General features: G+C 68.4%; 11 protein-coding genes. 10 read left to right on the top strand and 1 reads right to left on the bottom strand.

Annotation, left to right across the window (positions count from 1 at the left end; all coding sequences use genetic code 11):
• Window positions 1-96 precede the first annotated feature (96 nt).
• The 9 genes from P0W64_RS16140 (at window position 97) to P0W64_RS16100 (ending at window position 15,671) form a co-directional block, all read left to right on the top strand.
• Complete coding sequence (locus tag P0W64_RS16140; protein ID WP_275481179.1) at window positions 97-1,770, top strand: alpha/beta hydrolase-fold protein; 1,674 nt, start codon at window positions 97-99, stop codon at window positions 1,768-1,770.
• A gap of 122 nt (window positions 1,771-1,892) precedes the next feature.
• The gene (locus P0W64_RS16135; RefSeq protein ID WP_275481178.1) at window positions 1,893-2,390 is read left to right on the top strand and encodes a DUF732 domain-containing protein; all 498 of its coding nucleotides are present in this window, start codon (window positions 1,893-1,895) and stop codon (window positions 2,388-2,390) included.
• A gap of 4 nt (window positions 2,391-2,394) precedes the next feature.
• On the top strand, window positions 2,395-3,390 hold the full coding sequence (locus P0W64_RS16130; protein ID WP_275481177.1) for a cutinase family protein: 996 nt from the start codon (window positions 2,395-2,397) through the stop codon (window positions 3,388-3,390).
• A gap of 1 nt (window position 3,391) precedes the next feature.
• Window positions 3,392-4,357: a cutinase family protein gene (locus tag P0W64_RS16125; protein ID WP_275481176.1), complete on the top strand. Its 966-nt coding sequence runs from the start codon at window positions 3,392-3,394 to the stop codon at window positions 4,355-4,357.
• Window positions 4,358-4,462: 105 nt separating this feature from the next.
• Window positions 4,463-5,446 carry a TIGR03621 family F420-dependent LLM class oxidoreductase gene (locus P0W64_RS16120; protein WP_275481175.1) on the top strand — a complete coding sequence of 328 codons (984 nt, stop codon included), beginning with the start codon at window positions 4,463-4,465 and terminating at the stop codon, window positions 5,444-5,446.
• Between the two features lie 170 nt (window positions 5,447-5,616).
• Entirely contained in the window at window positions 5,617-7,524 is a 1,908-nt protein-coding gene (gene fadD32, locus P0W64_RS16115) for a long-chain-fatty-acid--AMP ligase FadD32 (protein ID WP_275481174.1), read from the top strand.
• 32 nt (window positions 7,525-7,556) lie between these two features.
• Window positions 7,557-12,722: a polyketide synthase Pks13 gene (pks13, locus tag P0W64_RS16110; RefSeq protein WP_275481173.1), complete on the top strand. Its 5,166-nt coding sequence runs from the start codon at window positions 7,557-7,559 to the stop codon at window positions 12,720-12,722.
• A 10-nt stretch (window positions 12,723-12,732) separates the two neighbouring features.
• Complete coding sequence (locus P0W64_RS16105) at window positions 12,733-14,316, top strand: acyl-CoA carboxylase subunit beta (protein WP_275481172.1); 1,584 nt, start codon at window positions 12,733-12,735, stop codon at window positions 14,314-14,316.
• A 2-nt stretch (window positions 14,317-14,318) separates the two neighbouring features.
• On the top strand, window positions 14,319-15,671 hold the full coding sequence (locus P0W64_RS16100; RefSeq protein ID WP_275481171.1) for an FAD-linked oxidase C-terminal domain-containing protein: 1,353 nt from the start codon (window positions 14,319-14,321) through the stop codon (window positions 15,669-15,671).
• Here the strand turns inward: P0W64_RS16100 and P0W64_RS16095 are convergent.
• Window positions 15,668-16,198 carry a GAF domain-containing protein gene (locus P0W64_RS16095; protein ID WP_275481170.1) on the bottom strand — a complete coding sequence of 177 codons (531 nt, stop codon included), beginning with the start codon at window positions 16,196-16,198 and terminating at the stop codon, window positions 15,668-15,670. The two genes, P0W64_RS16100 and P0W64_RS16095, sit on opposite strands and share 4 nt — an antisense overlap.
• Before the next feature lie 436 nt (window positions 16,199-16,634).
• Between P0W64_RS16095 and P0W64_RS16090 the strand changes: the two genes are divergently transcribed.
• Entirely contained in the window at window positions 16,635-17,621 is a 987-nt protein-coding gene (locus P0W64_RS16090) for an alpha/beta hydrolase family protein (RefSeq protein WP_275481169.1), read from the top strand.
• The last annotated feature ends 32 nt before the right edge of the window (window positions 17,622-17,653 follow it).

Below are 17,653 nucleotides of genomic sequence, written 5' to 3'. Positions count from 1 at the left end.
AAGCGATCGACGCACGCGCGGCGCTCCCGACCGGTGAATAACATCCGTGTAAGACTGAATCCAGAGGTTGTCGGTTGCAGCGGAGGTTTCGCGAGGATGGTCGAGCGCGCATCGCGCAGAGTGACGGGGTTGGCTGGGGCGGCGATGGCCGCCGTGGTCCTGGCCGCGGCGGGTACCGCCGCGCCCGTGATATCTCCGCAGCTCACGGCATCTGCCAAGGCCGCGCCACAGGCACCGGGGCCCCAGGTGCCCAGCGGCGTCCGCATCGTCGGCGCGCAGTGGCAGTCGGACCGCCAGGTCGATGTGACGGTCCACTCGGCCGTTATGAACGCCGACGTCAAGGTGCAACTCCTGCTCGCGCGGGACTGGTACGCCAGGCCCAAGGCCGCATTCCCCACGCTGTACCTGCTCGACGGCCTCCGCGCGCGCGATGACCGCAACGGCTGGCTGATCAACACCAACGTTGCGGACTTCTATCGCGACAAGAACGTCACGGTCGTGCTCCCGGTGGGCGGGCAGTCCAGCTGGTACACGAACTGGAAGCAGCCGGACAACGGCAAGAACTACCAGTGGGAGACGTTCCTGACGTCCGAGCTCCCGCCTGTGCTGCAGCGCGACTGGCGAGCGACGACAGTGCGCGGCGTCGCCGGCGTCTCGATGGGCGGGAGTGCCGCGTACATGCTCGCCGGCCGTCACCCTCGCTTCTACCGGTTCGCGGGCTCCTACTCGGGAATCCTCTCGATGAGCTCGACGGGCATGCCCACGGCTATCGCGACGGCCATGCGCGACGCGGGGAACTACGACGCGAACAAGATGTTCGGGCCCGAGTCCAGTCCGGAGTGGGCTGCGCACGACCCCCTCAAGCTGGCCGACAAGTTGCGCGGGACATCCCTGTACTTCAGCTCGGGCAACGGCGAGTCCCCGACGAATGCACAGCCCGACCTCTCCGGCACCGCGCTCGAGATCCTCTCCCGCGCCTCCAATCAGGCGTTCGCCGTGCAACTGAACAAGCTGGGCATCCCGGCACAGGCCATCTACCGCCCGTCGGGAATCCACTCCTGGCCCTACTGGCAGTTCGAGGACGCCCAGGCGTGGCCGCAGGCGCAGGCCGCGCTCGGCGTCGGGAACCCGGCCGCGTGCAAACCCGGTGGCGCGATCGGCGTCGCCGCACTGCAGAGCAAGTCCCTCGGCGCCTGCATCACGCCCGAGTACGCCGTCAAGGGTGGGCGTGCGCAGGACTTCCGCGGCGGCCAGGTGTTCTGGTCGCAGGCGACCGGTGCGCACATCGTGGGCGGTGCGATAGCCGGCGAGTATGCACGGCAGGGCGGGCCCGCCGGAACGCTCGGCTACCCGACGTCGGACGAGCTCGCCAGCCCCGACAAGAAGGGCCGCTACCAGAAGTTCCAGGGCGGCACCGTCTACTGGACGGCCGCGACCGGCGCGCATTCGGTGGGCGGCGCGATCTTCGCCAAGTGGGGATCGCAGGGCTACGAGCGCGGCAAGCTCGGCTACCCCGTGACGAGCGAGACCAAGCTGGCCGGCGGCGGCGCGTTCACGCGGTTCACGGGCGGGTCGATCTACTGGTCGCCCAAGACCGCGGCGACGGTGGTTCCGAACGGCCCGGTCTTCGATGCCTGGGGTAAGGCGGGGTACGAGGGCGGCAGGCTGGGCTACCCCGTGCTGGACCCGCTTCCCGTTCCCGGTGGCGTCCTGATGCGCTTCCAGCACGGGACGATCAGTTCGGTCAACGGGAAGACGTCGGTTCAGTAACGCGCGCCGGTCGCGGCAGGGCGCTGCCTGAGGCCGTCCCTCAGGCTCGACCGGTAGCCTGGCAGCGATTCGGGACCCAGCCCGGGCCCGGGCACCGACGGCGACGTCGGTGGAGAGCAAGGATGGGAAGCACACCGACGATGGTTCGAGTCCAGTCCACGCGGCGGCTGTTCGCCGCGACGACCCTGATCGGTGCGGTCCTGCTGGGCGCGACCGCGTGTGGCGGCAGCTCGACGGTGTCCGCACCGACGGCCCCTGCGATCTCCGGCACCGAGGACGAGGCGCCGTCGTCGGGCCCGAGCACCCTTCCCGCGACAGGCCCGGACAGCTCGACGGCGCCGTCCGGTTTCCCGGGTGCGTCCGTGGCGCCGCAGGTGTCCAGCAAGGACAAGGGCTTCATCGAGCAGGTGCGTAAGCAGGGCGTGACCGCGCCGGACGACGTCATCATCTCGACCGTCGGATACGTGTGCGACACCGTCAAGGCGAACCCGAAGTCGCAGAACCTGCAGACGTTCGTGACCGCGCTGCTCAGCGCGGGCGGCACCACCGACGACGCGCAGGCCAAGGCAGTCGCGAACAAGTTCATCGCGACAGCCAAGACCAGCTACTGCGACAAGTAGCGTCATGCCCGGAAAGCAGAGGCGCGTCTCCGCGCTCGCAATCGGCGTCGGCATCGCGGCGATCATCGCGATCGTCCTCGTGATCGTGCTACTGATCGAATGGCTGAAGCCCGGCCCCACGCCGCCGGTCGTTCCCGGCCCGAGCAGCTCCAGCGCGCCGCCGTCGTCGTCGGCGCCTGCGCGGCCGGAGTCCCAGCCGGCCAGCTGTCCGGATGTCGAGGTCATCGCGGTGCCGGGCACGTGGGAGTCGAAGTCGACCGACGACCCGCTGCATCCCACGGCGAACCCGAACTCGTTGATCCTCAAGGTGAGCGGTCCGCTTCAGAAGGCGTACCCGTCACCGCGGGCGGAGGTGTGGACCACCCCGTACGTGGCACAGCTGTCGAATCCCGTCGCGATCCCGCCGGATGGGCAGGCGACCTACCAGGTATCCCGCACCGAAGGCGATAAGAAGACGCGCGCGCAGATCGAGAAGGTCTACGCGAAGTGCAAGCTGACCAGCTTCCTGCTCATGGGCTTCTCGCAGGGCGCGGTCATCGCGGGCGACATCGCGAGCGACATCGGCAACGGCCGCGGCCCGATCCCGTCCGAGAACGTTCTCGGCGTCGGCCTCATCTCGGACGGTCGGAGGGTGCCGGGCGAGGCGAAGAGCGTCGGTCCGAACCCGCCCGGTGTGGGCGCCGAGGTCGCATTCAAGGGGCTCGCCATCGGCGGCCTCGAGCTGCGCGGCCCACGTGCAGGAGGTTTCGGCGACCTCGGGGACAAGACGTACTCGCTGTGCGGGCAGCACGACCCGATCTGCAACGAGCCCAAGGACATCTTCGACGCGAACGCGATCTCGCAGACGCTGCCGAAGGTCCAGGCCGTGTTGACCGCGAACTCGCACGCCCTGTATGCGACTACCAAGGACTGGATCTACGAGGGCGAGTCGGCTGTTCAGTGGATGAACGGCTGGGCGGACGGACTGGTCTCGAAGGCCCCCAAGCCGAAGCACTCCTGACGTGGCCGAGCGTGGAAGACGGGCCCTGACCGTCATGGGGCTCGGCGTGGTGCTCGCGGCTCTGATCGCCCTCGTGGTGGTGGTGATCCTGATCGCGTCACTGCTGCGGGGCGGGGGCACCGGGGGCCCGGGTCCGACGCTGCCCGGCCGACCGACGGCGCAGCCCGCGGACTGCCCCGACGTACAGGTGATCTCGATCCCCGGGACGTGGGAGTCGTCGGCGACCGACAGCCCGACGGCACCGCACGCCAACCGCCGTTCGCTGATGCTGCAGGTGTCGGGTCCGCTGCAGCGGCAGTACAAGACCGGTCGTGCGACGGTGTACACGGTCCCGTACGTCGCGCAGTTCCACAATCCGGTAGCGGTCCCGCCGGACGGGCAGGTCACCTACGCGGCGTCGCGCAAGCAGGGTACGGACCGCGCGGTCGCCGAGATCACGCGTGTGTACAAGCACTGCCCGCTGACGGGTTTCGTGCTCATGGGCTTCTCGCAGGGCGCGACCATCGCGGGCAACATCGCGAGCGACATCGGCAACGCGCGCGGGCCGATCCCCGCGGAGAACGTCCTCGGTGTCGGCCTCGTCTCCGACAGCCGCCGCGTGCAGGGCGAAGCCAAGGCCATCGGGCCGGATCCCGAGGGACAGGGCGTGGAGATCCTGTTCGGAGGTCTGTCGTTGATGGGCGTGGACCTGCAGGGCAAGCGCGATGGTGCGTTCGGGACCCTGGCGGCGCGTACCGTCTCCATCTGCGGCTCGCGTGACCCGATCTGCAACGAGCCGGATCGGCCGCTGAACCCGCTGAACATCGTCGGAAACGTCACCCAGCTCGCGAGTGTGCTCACCATGAACTCCCACGCCCTGTACGGCACGACATCGGATTGGCAGTTGGGCGGGCAGACCGCGCCGCGGTGGCTGCTCGGCTGGGCGCGCGGGCTGATCGACGCGGCGCCGACTCCCAAGCACAACTGAACCGCTACCGTAGACCGGAGTCCGCACCCTGCGTCCCACCGCGACCGGGGCCGCACCCTGTCGCCCAACCGCGACGGGGCCGCACCAACATAGGAGCCCATCACCGTGACGACTCCCGAGCCCCGCAAGTTCCGTTTCGCCGCGGGCGGCGCGGGCAACTCCGACGAGGGCGGCGCCCGCAAGTTCGTGAAGCTGGCGCAGGAGGCCGAGGAACTCGGCTTCGACACCTTCGCCGTCCCCGACCGGCTGGACGAGCAGGTGGGGCCGCTGGCCGCGCTCGGCGCGCTGGCCGTGTCCACCGACAAGATCCGGCTCGCGACCTCGATGCTCTCGACGCCGTTCCGCCACCCCGCGGTGCTGGCGAAGGAGCTGACGACCATCGACGTGCTGTCGAAGGGCCGACTCGAGGTCGGCCTCGGCGTCGGCGCGTTCCGCGAGGACTTCGACAAGGCGGGGATCCCGTTCGACAGCCCGGCCGAGCGCATCGCGCGCTTCGACGAGAGCCTGACGGTGCTCGACAAGCTGCTGCGCGGCGAGGAGGCCGAGTTCGAGGGTGAGGTGTTCCAGGTCAAGGGCATCAAGGGTTATCCGCGCCCGCGGCAGGGCCCTCGTCCCAAGATCGCGATCGGCGCCGGCGGTCCCCGCATGCTCGAGCTGGCTGCGCGTCGTGCCGACGTCGTGTCGATCAATCCACGCTCGAACGCCGAGGGCAAGATGCGGATCTCCGAGATGTCGATGGAGTCCACCAAGAGCAAGGTCGAGGCGGTCGCGAAGGCCGCCGGCGACCGCTTCGCGGACATCGAGTTGTCGTGGACGATCGCGATGATCGTTGTGACGGACGACCGCGAGCAGGTCGGCGAGTACGCGCTCAAGGCGATCGAGCGCGGGCTCTCCCCGAGCATCGAGGTCGATAAGGAGATCACGATCGACGACGTGCTCGGCTCGCCGTACCTGGCGATCGGTACGTTCGACGAGATCGCCGAGCAGGTCCGGCACACCCGCGCCGAGACGTCCATGTCGTATGTGGGCGTGGTGCCCACGCAGATGGAGGCGTTCGCACCCGTCCTGGAGCAGCTCAGGGGCGAGTGACGACGGCACTGAAGTGGCTTTTCGTCACTTATGGCGCCGCGCGCTACCATGGTCGGGTTTGCCGGACACCCAACCGACCGGCCCGAGACGATGGATGAGGGCGATGGCGCTATACCCGTGTAGCAGCCACACCGGCACGCCGGTGGGCCCGTAGAGCTTCAGGAGTGCGGATGCAGAAACTCGAGTTCGACCAGTTCCTGGACGAAGACGGCAACCTCTTCTTCAAGCCGGGGATGAATCTGGTCGACCACGTCGAGCGGAACGTCGCCGAGCGCGGCGACCAGCTCGCGTACCGATACATCGACTACAGCCGCGAGCGTGACGGCGAGAAGGTCGATCTGACCTGGTCGCAGTTCGGTGCGCGGCTGCGCGCGATCGGCGCGCGCCTGCAGCACATCACCAAGAGAGAGGACCGCGTCGCCATCCTGGCGCCGCAGGGCCTCGACTACGTGACCGCGTTCTTCGGCTCGCTGTACGCGGGCAACATCGCCGTCCCGCTGTTCAGTCCCGACGAGCCGGGCCACACCGACCGCCTGCGTCTCGTCATCGAGGACTGCAAGCCGACCGCGATCCTCACGTCGACCGGTTCGGCCGAGGCGTGCCGCAACTTCTTCCGGCACCTGCCGGCCAAGGAGCGTCCGCGCATCATCGCCGTCGATGCGATCCCCGACTCCGTCGGCGCGACGCTGAAGCCCGTGCCGATCTACCGCGAGACCATCGCGTACCTGCAGTACACGTCGGGCTCCACGCGCAACCCGGCCGGCGTACAGATCACGTACGAGGCCGTCGGGACCAACGTGCTGCAGATGATCAACGCATTGGATCTGAACGAGAATTCGCGCGGCGTGACGTGGCTGCCGATGTTCCACGACATGGGCCTCTTGACGGTGATCCTGCCCGCGATCGGCGGCAAGTACATCACGATCATGAGCCCGGCGGCGTTCGTTCGTCGGCCGGGCCGATGGATCCACGAGCTGGCCGCTATGGACGACAACGCGGAGACCTTCGCAGCCGCACCGAACTTCGCGTTCGAGCACGCCGCCGGGCGCGGCCTGCCCAAGGAGGGTGAGGAGCTCGACCTGTCGAATGTCGTCGGACTCATCAACGGCTCGGAGCCGGTCACGGTCTCGTCGATGAAGAAGTTCAACGAGGCGTTCGCGCCGTTCGGTCTGCCCAAGACCGCGATCAAGCCCTGCTACGGCATGGCGGAGGCGACGCTGTTCGTGTCGTCGACCGCGCGCGAGAACGAGGCCCGGGTGGTCTATGTCGACCGCGAGAAGCTGGGCGCCGGGCAGTTCGTGCCCGCCGATGAGCACGCCGAGGGCGCTGTACCGCAGGTATCGTGCGGCGACGTCGCGCTCTCGCAGTGGGCGTGCATCGTCGATCCCGAGACCGGGCAGGAGCTCGAGGACGGCCGCGTCGGCGAGATCTGGCTGCACGGCATGAATATCGGATCGGGCTACTGGGGCCGCGCCGACGAGTCCCGCGAGACCTTCCAGAACCACGTCACCCCACTGACCGAGGGCAGCCACAGCGAGGGCGTGAAGAACCTGGAGAAGGCGAAGTGGCTGCGTACCGGCGACTTCGGCGTGTACCACGAGGGCGAGCTGTACATCACCGGCCGAGTCAAGGACCTGGTCATCGTGGACGGCCGCAACCACTACCCGCAGGACCTCGAGTTCACGGCACAGGAGTCCAATAAGAATCTGCGCGTGGGGTATGTCGCGGCGTTCTCGGTCCCGGCCAACGAACTCCCGCGCGAGGTCTTCGAGAACGCGCACTCCGGCCTGACCTACGACCCCGACGACCAGAGCGAGCAACTCGTCATCGTCGCCGAGCGGGCCGCGGGCGCGCACAAGGCGGACCCCCAGCCCATCGCCGACGAGGTCCGCACCGCGGTCGCGGCCGCGCACGGCGTCATGGTTCGCGACGTGCTGCTGGTGCCCGCCGGATCGATCCCGCGCACGTCGTCCGGCAAGATCGCGCACCGCGCCTGCCGGGCCGCATACATCGACGGCACGCTCCGCGGCGGATACACGCAGACCGCGTTCCCCGACGCCGCGAACGACGTGAACTAGCACCCCCGAGGCGAGGATTCTTAAGAAAGCCTATGGCCGAGAACGACAACTCCATCCCGAAGTCCAACGAGGACCTCACAGTCGAGGAACTCCGCGCCTGGATGCGGAACTGGATCGCCGAGGCGACCAAACAGCCGGTCGAGAACATCACCGATGACAAGTCGCTCGACGAGTTCGGTCTGGGCTCGCGCGACGCCGTGTCGATGGCGTCCGACATCGAGGACTTCACCGGTGTCACGGTGACCGCCACGATGGCGTTCCAGCATCCGACCATCGCCCTGCTCGCGCAGCGCATCGTCGACGGCGAGCCCGAGGTCTCCGACGACGACCTCGCCGCCGAGGCGGCGCGCTACGACCGTGGTGAGGAGTTCGAGGCCGCACGCGGCACCCACGACGTGGCCGTGGTCGGGCTAGCGACGCGTTTCCCGCATGCGGGCGAGACCCCGGAGTCGACGTGGGAGTTCCTCATCGGGGGCGGCGACGGCACCTCGGAGCTGCCTGAGGACAGGTGGGTCGAGTTCAAGCAGGACCCGCGTCTGAAGGCCGTGCTCGACGACGCGAACACGCAGGGCGGCTACCTGGACGACGTCGCGAGCTTCGACGCCGAGTTCTTCCTGATGACGCCGCGCGAGGTCGAGATGGTCGACCCGCAGCAGCGGCTCGCCCTAGAGCTCACCTGGGAGGCCCTGGAGCAGGCACACATCCCGGCCAGCTCGGTGAAGGGCACCCGCACCGGCGTCTGGATGGGCAGCTCGGCCAACGACTACCAGATGCTGACGGTCGCAGATCCCTCGAAGTCCAACGCATACGCGCTGACCGGTACGTCGACCTCGATCGTGGCGAACCGCGTCTCGTACTTCTACGATTTCCACGGTCCGTCGGTCACGATCGACACCGCGTGCAGTTCCTCCCTCGTCGCGATCCACCAGGCGTTGCGCTCGCTGCGTGACGGCGAGACCGACATGGCCGTCGCCGGTGGCGTCAACATGCTGATCGTCCCAGCGGCGACGTTGGGCTTCGACAGCGTCGGCGCACAGGCCGCGAACGGCAAGATCAAGGCATTCAGCTCGGACGCCGACGGCATGATCCGGGCGGAGGGCGGCGGCGTCGTGCTGCTCAAGCGGCTGGCGGATGCCGAGCGCGACGGCGACGAGGTGCTCGGGGTCATCTCGGGCTCGGCCGTCACCTCCGACGGCAAGTCCAACGGACTGTTCGCGCCCAACCCCGAGGCGCAGGTGACCAACCTGCGCGATGCGTACGTCGACGCCGGGATCGACCCGCGCACCGTCGACTACCTGGAGGCGCACGGCACCGGCACGCTGCTGGGAGATCCACTCGAGGCCGATGCCGTGGGCCGCGTACTCGGCCGCGGCCGCGACGCCGAGAAGCCCCTGCTCATGGGCTCGGTCAAGACGAACTTCGGGCACATGGAGGCCGCGGCCGGCGTGGCCGGCGTGGCGAAGGTGCTGCTCGCCATGAAGAACGGCGAGATCCCCGCGTCGCTCAATTACGCGGGCCCCAACCCGTACATCCAGTTCGAGGCGAACCGGATGCTGGTGGCCGGCCGCAACGTGGCGTGGCCGCAGTACTCCGGCCACAAGGTCGCGGGCGTCACGGGCAACGGCTTCGGTGGCACCAACGCGCACGTCGTGCTGCGCGAGTACACGGGGCCCGTCTCGGAGGAGGTTCCGGCGACTGAGGGCTCCGAGGCCTCCGCGGACGGGACACCAGCGGCAGCGGTTCCGGAGTTCTACGCCGCGGCGGCCGAGGGTGCGACGGTCCCGCTGGTGCTGTCCGGTTACGTGCCGTCCCGCCGCCGCGCAGCGGCAGGGGACCTCGCCGACTGGCTCGAGACCGACGAGGCGCGCGGGTACAGCCTCGCCGAGATCGGCCGGAGCCTGGCGCACCGCAGTCACAACCGCGTCAGATCCGTGGTCATGGCCAAGACACACGACGACGCGATCAAGGGCTTCCGGGCGATCGCCGACGGCCGCAACAGCCCGCTGGTGATCTCGGCCAACGAGCCCGACACCGCGGGTCCGGCGTTCATCTTCTCCGGCTTCGGCAGCCACCACCGCAAGATGGCGAAGCAGCTGTATCTAGAGAATCCGATCTTCAAGTACTACTTCGACCAGGTCAACGAGCTGATCATCGACGAAGCGGGCGACGACTACGCCGAGATGCTGGTCGACGACTCGGTGACGTACCACATCGAGACCGGGCAGGTCGGCATCTTCGCGATCCAGGTCGCGCTCGTGGGCCTGTTCCGCCACCACGGCATCGAACCGGGTGTCGTACTCCCGCACTCCATGGGCGAGGCGACGGCCGCCTGGCTCACGGGTGGCCTGTCCCTCGAGGATGCGGTACGCGTGATCTGCAACCGTTCGCGCCTGATGGGCGAGGGCGAGGCCATGCTCCCCGAGGAGATGGAGCGTTTCATGGCGCTGGTCGAGTACAGCGCCGCCGACATCGACACCGTGCTCGGTGAGTACGACGGCCTCGAGATCTGTGTGTACGCGGCGCCCACGCACACCGTCATCGGCGGGCCGGGCAAGGTGATCGACCAGATCGTCGCCGAGACCGAGGCCAAGGGTCTGATGGCCCGCAAGCTGGTCACGAGAGGCGCGTCGCATACATCGCAGATGGACCCGCTGCTGGGTGAGCTGCAGGCGGAGCTGATGGGCGTCGAGCCGCATCCGCTGAAGTACCCGATGTACTCGACGGTCAACAAGGATCAGTTCTATCGCGCCGGGCATCCGCCCGTGCACGACGTGGACTACTGGATCAAGGGCCTGCGGCACAGCGTGTGGTTCACACAGGCCGTCGAGAAGGCCGTCGAGGACGGGTACCGCACGTTCGTCGAGTTCTCGCCGAACCCCATCACGCTGATCTCGGTCGCCGCGGTCACGTTCGGCAACGGGATCCAGGACGCCGCGCTGGTGCAGACGCTGAAGCGCAAGGAGGACGAGCCCGGCACGATCCTCACCGCGCTCGCAACGGTGTACTCGCGCGGCCACGACCTCGACGTCGCATCGCTGTTCGGCCCCGGCCGCTATGCCCCGATCCCGCGAACCCGCTTCCAGCGCAAGCCGATCTGGATCGATACCAAGCTGCCCGAGGGCGGCTCCGGCAGCGTTCCGGGCAGTCATGTGGCCCTGCCCGACGGCCGGCACGTGTGGCAGCTCGAAGCCGCCGCTCTCACCCTGGGCGACCGGACCGAGGTGTCCCTTGTCGACCTCGCCCGCATCGCCGCGGGCCAGGTGCTCGACGGCGCCGCGGTCACCGCGGCGGTGGAGCACGGCTCGCCCCAGTCGGGTGAGACCCTCACGACGACCCTGACTCCGCATCCGGGCGGTGCGTCGATCCAGGTGCACGAGAACCTCGGCGCCGCGAACGGATCGAATGCCGCAACGGCCGTCTTCCGGCTGCTGCTGGACGCGGTCGTCGTGGGCGGCGAGGGCGCAGGCAGTATCGCGGAACCGAAGATCACGAAGGCTGCGCCGCCGGTCGCCGCGGCCGGAGTGGCCGTCGCCGGCGACGAGCCGGAGATCACGGTCTCGGAGGAGGCCCCGGCGCCCGTCGAAGGCGCCTCGGAGCGTTGGGATTCCGCGTCGGGAGAGTCGGTGGAGCACCGCCTCGGCACGATCATCTCGGAGACGATGGGCTTCGAGCTGGAGGATCTGCCCAAGGAGATCCCGCTGATCGACCTGGGTATGGATTCCCTGATCGCGATGCGCATCAAGAACCGCACCGAGTACGAGTTCGACATCCCGCCGATCCAGATCCAGGCCGTGCGTGAGGCGTCCTTCAACGACGTCGTCGAGTTCGTGGAATACGCTGTGACGCACCGGGATCAGGTGGATGCGCTGGCTGAGCACCAGGCCGGCAAGGACGGCGAGGTCGCCGACGCGGCCCAGCTCGCCGAGCTGATGAAGGCTGCCAAGGCAGAGGCCGCGGCGAAGAAGGACGCACCCGCCGCCGAGCCGGAGTCCGTCGAGCCTTCAGCCGCCGCGCCGGAGCCCGCCGCCGACTCGGAAGTCTCTGCTACAAAAGTGGATTCGGCCGATGTGGACGTCATGGACCAGGCAGCCGTCGCGGACGCAGCCGATGTGGGCGTACCGCCGCGTGATGCGGCCGAGCGCCTGACGTTCGCGACATATGCCATCGTCGTCGGTGCATCGCCCGGTGGCGTGTTCAACGAGCTTCCGGTCCTCGCGGAGGAGGTCGCCCAGAAGTTGACCGCGCGTCTCACGGAGCGCGCGGGCGGCGGCGAGATCGACATCGAGGACATCATCGACTCGAAGAACATCGAGGAGATGTCCGGCTACGTGCGCGAGCAGATGGACGACGCGACGCCGGTCGAGGGCTTCGTGCGCACCCTGCGCAAACCCGAATCGTCGGATCGTAAGCCGCTCTTCCTCTTCCACCCCGCGGGTGGCAATACGATGGCCTACGAGGCGCTGCTACGGAAGCTCCCCGAGGACCTGCCGATCTACGGCCTCGAGCGCGTCGAGGGCTCGATCGAGGAGCGGTGTCGCCAGTACCTACCCAGGATCAAGGAACTCCAGCCCGAGGGCCCGTACTACATGGCCGGCTGGAGCCTCGGCGGCGCGCTCGCCTACGGCACAGCGCGGCTGCTGCAGTCCGAGGGCGCGGAAATCGCCTACCTCGGACTGCTCGACGTGGTGGGTCCGACGGTTCCGCTCACCGACGAGCCCGACGAGAAGCGTGCCCGGCTGGAGCGCTGGGAGGCCTTCGCGCGCAAGAACTACGACATCCCCGCAGATATCGAGCTGCCGATGGATCGCCTGCTCGAAGCCGACGACGAGGGCCAGATCCGGATCCTCATGGAGCTGGCACAGTTGTCGGATAAGAAGATCTCGGGCGCCATGGTCGAGCATCAGCGCACGTCGTTCATCGACAACCGTGCGCTACTCAAGCTGAACCCTGCCGACTACGGCCGGTTCGAGGGCACCGTCACGCTGTACCGCGCCGACCGTATGCATGACGGGGCCATCGAGTTGGAGCCCGCGTTCGCGGAGGTCGCACCCGACGGCGGCTGGGGCGAGGTCGCGGAGAAGCTCGATCTGGTCAAGGTCGGCGGCGACCACCTGCAGATCATCGACGAGCCGTACATCGGCAAGGTGGCCACCCACATGAGCGAGGCGCTGGACCGCGCCCGCACCGACAAGCGTTAGGGTCGAGCACGTGACTGATCTATCCGCGAACTCAGGCGCCGCCCTGGACCTGCACACCACCGCGGGCAAGCTGGCGGACCTGCATCGCAGGCTCGACCAGGCTCAGGATCCGGGTAGCGAGCGGGCCAAGGCGCGGCGTGCCGAGCGGGGGCTCCCGAGTGCCCGCCAGCGCATGCACATGCTGTTCGACGAGGGCACCTTCGTCGAGATGGATCAGCTCGCCAAGACGCCGGGCGACCCCAAGAACCCGATCGGCGACGGGGTCGTCATCGGCTACGGCAAGGTCGACGGTCGTCCCGTCGCGGCGTTCAGCCACGATCAGACCGTCGCGGGCGGCACCGTCGGGGAGATGTTCGGCCGCAAGGTCGTCAAGCTCTACGACTTCGCCGCCACCGCCGGCATGCCCGTCGTCGGCATCAACGACTCGGGTGGTGCACGCATCCAGGACGCCGCGACGTCGCTGGCGTGGTACGCCGAACTCGGCCGCCACCAGGACGGCCTGTGCGGCATGGTCCCGCAGATCTCGATGATCCTCGGAAAGTGCGTCGGCGGCGCCGTCTACGCCCCCGCCAACACGGACGTGCTCGTCGGTGTCGAGGATCAGGCCTACATGTTCGTCACCGGCCCCGAGGTGCTGCGCCCGGTCACGGGCGAGACCACGAGCGCCGAGGATCTGGGCGGCGCGGTCCGCCAGGCGACGTGGGGCAACCTGCACCACGTCGCGAAGGACGAGAAGGCGGCATTCGACTGGGTCAAGCGCTACCTGTCCTTCATGCCGACCACGAGCCACCAGCGCCCTCCCGTCGTGAACCCGGGCCTCGAGCCCGAGCTGACGCCGTCGGACCTCGAGCTCGAGACGATCATCCCCGACAGCGACAACGCCGGGTACGACATCCACGACGTAATCCTCCGGGTGTTCGACGACGGTGACTTCCTCGAGTATGCCGAGCTGTGGGCGCAGAACCTGGTGTGCGGTTTCGCCCGCGTCGACGGCTCACCCGTCGGTGTCGTCGCGAACCAGCCGATGTTCATGGCCGGCACTCTGGACACGCAGGCCTCGGAGAAGGCCGCGCGGTTCGTCCGGCTGTGCAACGGCTTCAACATCCCGCTCGTGTTCCTCGTCGATGTGCCGGGCATCCTCCCGGGCCTCGAGGAGGAGCGGATCGGCACCATCCGCCGGTCGGGCAAGTTCATCTACGCCTATGTCGAGGCGGCCGTGCCCAAGGTGACCATCGTGCTCCGCAAGGCGTACGGGGGTGCATGGGCCGTGATGGGATCGAAGCAGTTGGGCGCGGACTTCTCGTTCGCGTGGCCCACTGCGCGTCTCGCCGTCATGGGCGCGGAGAGTGCCGCCGCAATCATCAAGCGGCGCGAGATCGAGGAGGCCGGCGAGAACGGTCCCGCGATCCGTCAGGCGTTCATCGACTTCTACAACCAGTTCATGGCGACCCCGTGGTTGTCGGCCGAGCGCGGCTACATCGACGGCGTCATCGAACCCAAGGACACACGCCTGTTGATCCGGAAGTGCCTGTCGCAGTTGCAGGACAAGGAGCTTCAGCGTGCGCCGCGCCGCTCGTACCTGATGCCGATCTAGCCGTGACGGCCCTGCCCGGCGACTTCCCCACGCTGCGCGGCTCGGTCCTCACGGACCCCGACGTCACCGCGGCGTACAGCAACGACCACTGTTCGCCCGTGCGTGGGGGCGTCCCGCTCGCCGTCGTAGTCGCGGAATGCACCGACGACGTGTCGCGCACAGCCCGTTGGTGTTACGCGAACGACGTGGTGATGATCCCGCGCGGCGGGGGCAGCGGTCTGGCGGGCGGCGCGAGCGCACTCGACGGCTGCGTGATCATCTCGCTCGCCAAGATGAACGCGATCCGCGAGATCAGCGCCCCGGACCAGTACGCCGTCGCCGAAGCGGGCGTCATCAACGCCGATCTCGATGCCGCCGCGCGCGAGCACGGGCTGATGTACCCGCCGGATCCCTCCTCGCTGATGATGTGCACGATCGGTGGCAACGTCGCCACCAATGCGGGCGGTCTGCGCTGCGTGAAGTACGGCGTGACAAGGGAATACGTGCTGGGGCTCGAGGTCGTGCTGCCCGACGGCCGTGTGCTCGAGACCGGCCGCCGCACCGTCAAGGGCGTCACCGGCTACGACATCACGCAGCTGCTGTGCGGGAGCGAGGGCACGCTCGGCATCGTGACGACGGTGACGGTCAAGCTCAAGCCCGCCCCGGCACACCGGCCGACCACGATCGCCGCCTCCTTCCCGGACGTCGTCTGCGCGGCGAGTGCCGTTGCGGCAGTCGTCGCCTCGGGTGTCACTCCGGCCCTGATGGAGCTGATGGACCGGCGCACGCTCGAAGTCGTGCAGGACCTGCGCCCCTTCGGGCTCGAGGACTCGACCATCGCGATGTTGATCGGGCAGGCGTCGACACCCGAGGATGCCGCGGTGCTGGAGCGCAAGTTCGAGGCGGCTGGAGCGCACTACGTGGTGGTATCCGACGACCAGGCCGAGACCGACGAGCTGCTCGCGGTGCGCCGAGCGGCATTCCACGCCTACGAGAACGCGGGCAACATCTTCTCCGAGGACGTGGGCGTCCCGCGATCCAAGCTGCCCGAGATGTTCGCGCGGATCGAGGCGATCGCCGCGAAGTACGGGGTCGACATCCCCACATGCGCACACGCGGGCGACGGCAACCTGCATCCGACGCTGATCTATCCGCACGACGTGGCCGAGGTGCCGCAGGCGATCTGGGACGCCGCCGACGAGGTGTTCACGGCCGCGCTCGAGCTGGGTGGAACGCTGACCGGCGAACACGGAGTCGGGGTGCTCAAGGCGCGCTGGACCGGCCAGGAACTGGGGGAGGACGTACTCGGGCTGCACCGGGGGATCAAGGCCGTGTTCGATCCGAAGAACCTGCTGAACCCCGGCCGGGCGTTCTAGGGCCGCGCGCGCTGTGGCCGCAGCGACTCCACCCGTCCAGGCTGCAGCGACTCGACGTACACCCGGGCGATCGCCTCGAGGCCGGCCTGGTCGTCATCGGTGAAGCGGCTGCGCCGCTCGCTGTCGAGGTCGAAGACGCCGAGCAACTCGTCACCGGACCCCACGAGCGGTACCACGAGCTCGGAGTTGGTCGCCGCGTCGCAGGCGATGTGGTCGGCGACGGCGTGCACGTCGTCGATCCGCTGCGTGGTGCGGGTGCGGGCGGCCGCACCGCAGACCCCACGAGTCAGCGGGATGCGGATGCACGCGGGGAGTCCCTGGAACGGTCCGACGACCAGCTCGGTGCCGTCGTAGAAATAGAAACCGACCCAGTTCAGATCGGGCACCGCGGCCTTGACCAGGGCAGACAGGTTGGCGGCGTTCGCTATGGGGTCGAGTTCGCCGTCGGTCAGCGCGGCCGCGGCTGCGGCCAGGTCGGCGTAACGTTCGGCGGTGGAACCGCTGAGTTCGGGGAGTGCGAAGGACACCCGGGCCACGCTAGCGACCCGTCCGCCGGGGCGACAGGTTCAGGCGCCGCGTGAACCTGAGAGGCCGGTGTCAGTCTGTGCCGCCTGCATCGCGGTTTACTGAGAGAAGCCTGAAACACAACTGAGGTAACGATCGACGCCGCGGTGGTCAGTCCACCTGGTGGGCTCGCGGAACACCTCCCCCACCTGCGTTGACAGCGTGTACGCGGGCGTTCACTGAAACCGCGGTCCGCATCGGATTCGCTTCGGGGTTTGTCAGGTTCCGGTCAGTCGCATAGAGTGCTCAGCGACACCCTGCGGCCGGTTTCCGGTCTGGATCCATCACGTCGAGCACGCGGTGGACGCCCGTCGGCGACTCTCTGGACCGGTGCGACTGACGAGGGATGGCAGCGTGAGTCGCCCGACCCGGGCGCACTCGACAGGAGGAGAAGCAGGAATGCGTTTGCGTAAGGGATGGGCCAAGCGCGCGGCTGCCGCCGCGGTGGCTATCGCCGCGATTCCGTCGCTCGCGGGCGTCACCGGTCAGATCGGCGCCGCCAACGCGTGGGGACCCGGTGGTGACAAGAAACCGCCGAAGGGCTTCAAGCAGGCGTTCGTGAACGGCGCCGGTATGCCCAACGTCAAGGTTCGCACCTGGCCTTCGACGACCACTGCGCCGAGCAAGGCGCCGACGGTGGTCTTCCTGGACGGCTTGCGCGCCACCTGGGACGTCTCCGGCTGGGAGCGCGATTCCAACGTCGCGTTCCTGTCGCAGAAGGGCATCAACGTCGTGATGCCGGTCGGCGGCACCTCGAGCTGGTTCACCGACTGGCAGAACAAGTCGAGCACCAACAACCAGCAGTACCGCTACACCTGGGGCACCTTCCTGAAGAACAGCCTCCCGGCGTACATCAAGAGCATCGGGCTCAATTCGAGCAACGTCTCGCTGGTCGGTCTCTCGATGTCGGGTAGCGCGGCCATGATCAATGCGCTCAACTCGGGCGGCTTCTACAAGCGCGCCGCGTCCCTGTCCGGCATGGACAACCTGTCGGCGCCGGGGATGCCGGTCGCGGTCGGCATCGCGTCGCTCGACTCGGGCGGGTACAACGCCGGCCTCGATATGTGGGGCGGCCCCTTCGACTCCCGTTGGGCGCTCAACGACCCGACGGTGCAGGTGAACCGCTTCAAGGGCATCCCGCTGTGGATCTCGGCCGGTAACGGCGTGTTCGGCAAGTACACGCCGCACCCGACCGCGGCCGACGTCGTCCAGGGTGTGCCGCTCGAGGTGCTCGCGCTGTCGCAGGCGCGCGCTTTCCAGAGCGCCGCACAGAAGGCGGGTCTGAGCAACGTCCACTACGACTTCCCGCCGGCGGGCACCCACACGTGGGGCTACTGGCAGGATCAGGTCTGGCAGATGCAGCGGACCGGTTGGTTCGGTAAGTAAATCGTCGGCATCGCGGAGTTCGGGGGGGGGGG

The organism is Tsukamurella sp. 8F (assembly GCF_029167375.1).
Taxonomy (GTDB): Bacteria; Actinomycetota; Actinomycetes; order Mycobacteriales; family Mycobacteriaceae; genus Tsukamurella.
This window is presented reverse-complemented; position numbering and strand designations above follow the sequence as displayed.

Excerpts from the sequence above, each read along its gene's own strand:
- P0W64_RS16140 (WP_275481179.1), top strand. The coding sequence starts at position 97 with ATGGTCGAGCGCGCATCGCGCAGAGTGACGGGGTTGGCTGGGGCGGCG.
- P0W64_RS16135 (WP_275481178.1), top strand. The coding sequence starts at position 1,893 with ATGGGAAGCACACCGACGATGGTTCGAGTCCAGTCCACGCGGCGGCTG.
- P0W64_RS16130 (WP_275481177.1), top strand. The coding sequence starts at position 2,395 with ATGCCCGGAAAGCAGAGGCGCGTCTCCGCGCTCGCAATCGGCGTCGGC.
- fadD32 (WP_275481174.1), top strand. The coding sequence starts at position 5,617 with ATGCAGAAACTCGAGTTCGACCAGTTCCTGGACGAAGACGGCAACCTC.
- pks13 (WP_275481173.1), top strand. The coding sequence starts at position 7,557 with ATGGCCGAGAACGACAACTCCATCCCGAAGTCCAACGAGGACCTCACA.
- P0W64_RS16090 (WP_275481169.1), top strand. The coding sequence starts at position 16,635 with ATGCGTTTGCGTAAGGGATGGGCCAAGCGCGCGGCTGCCGCCGCGGTG.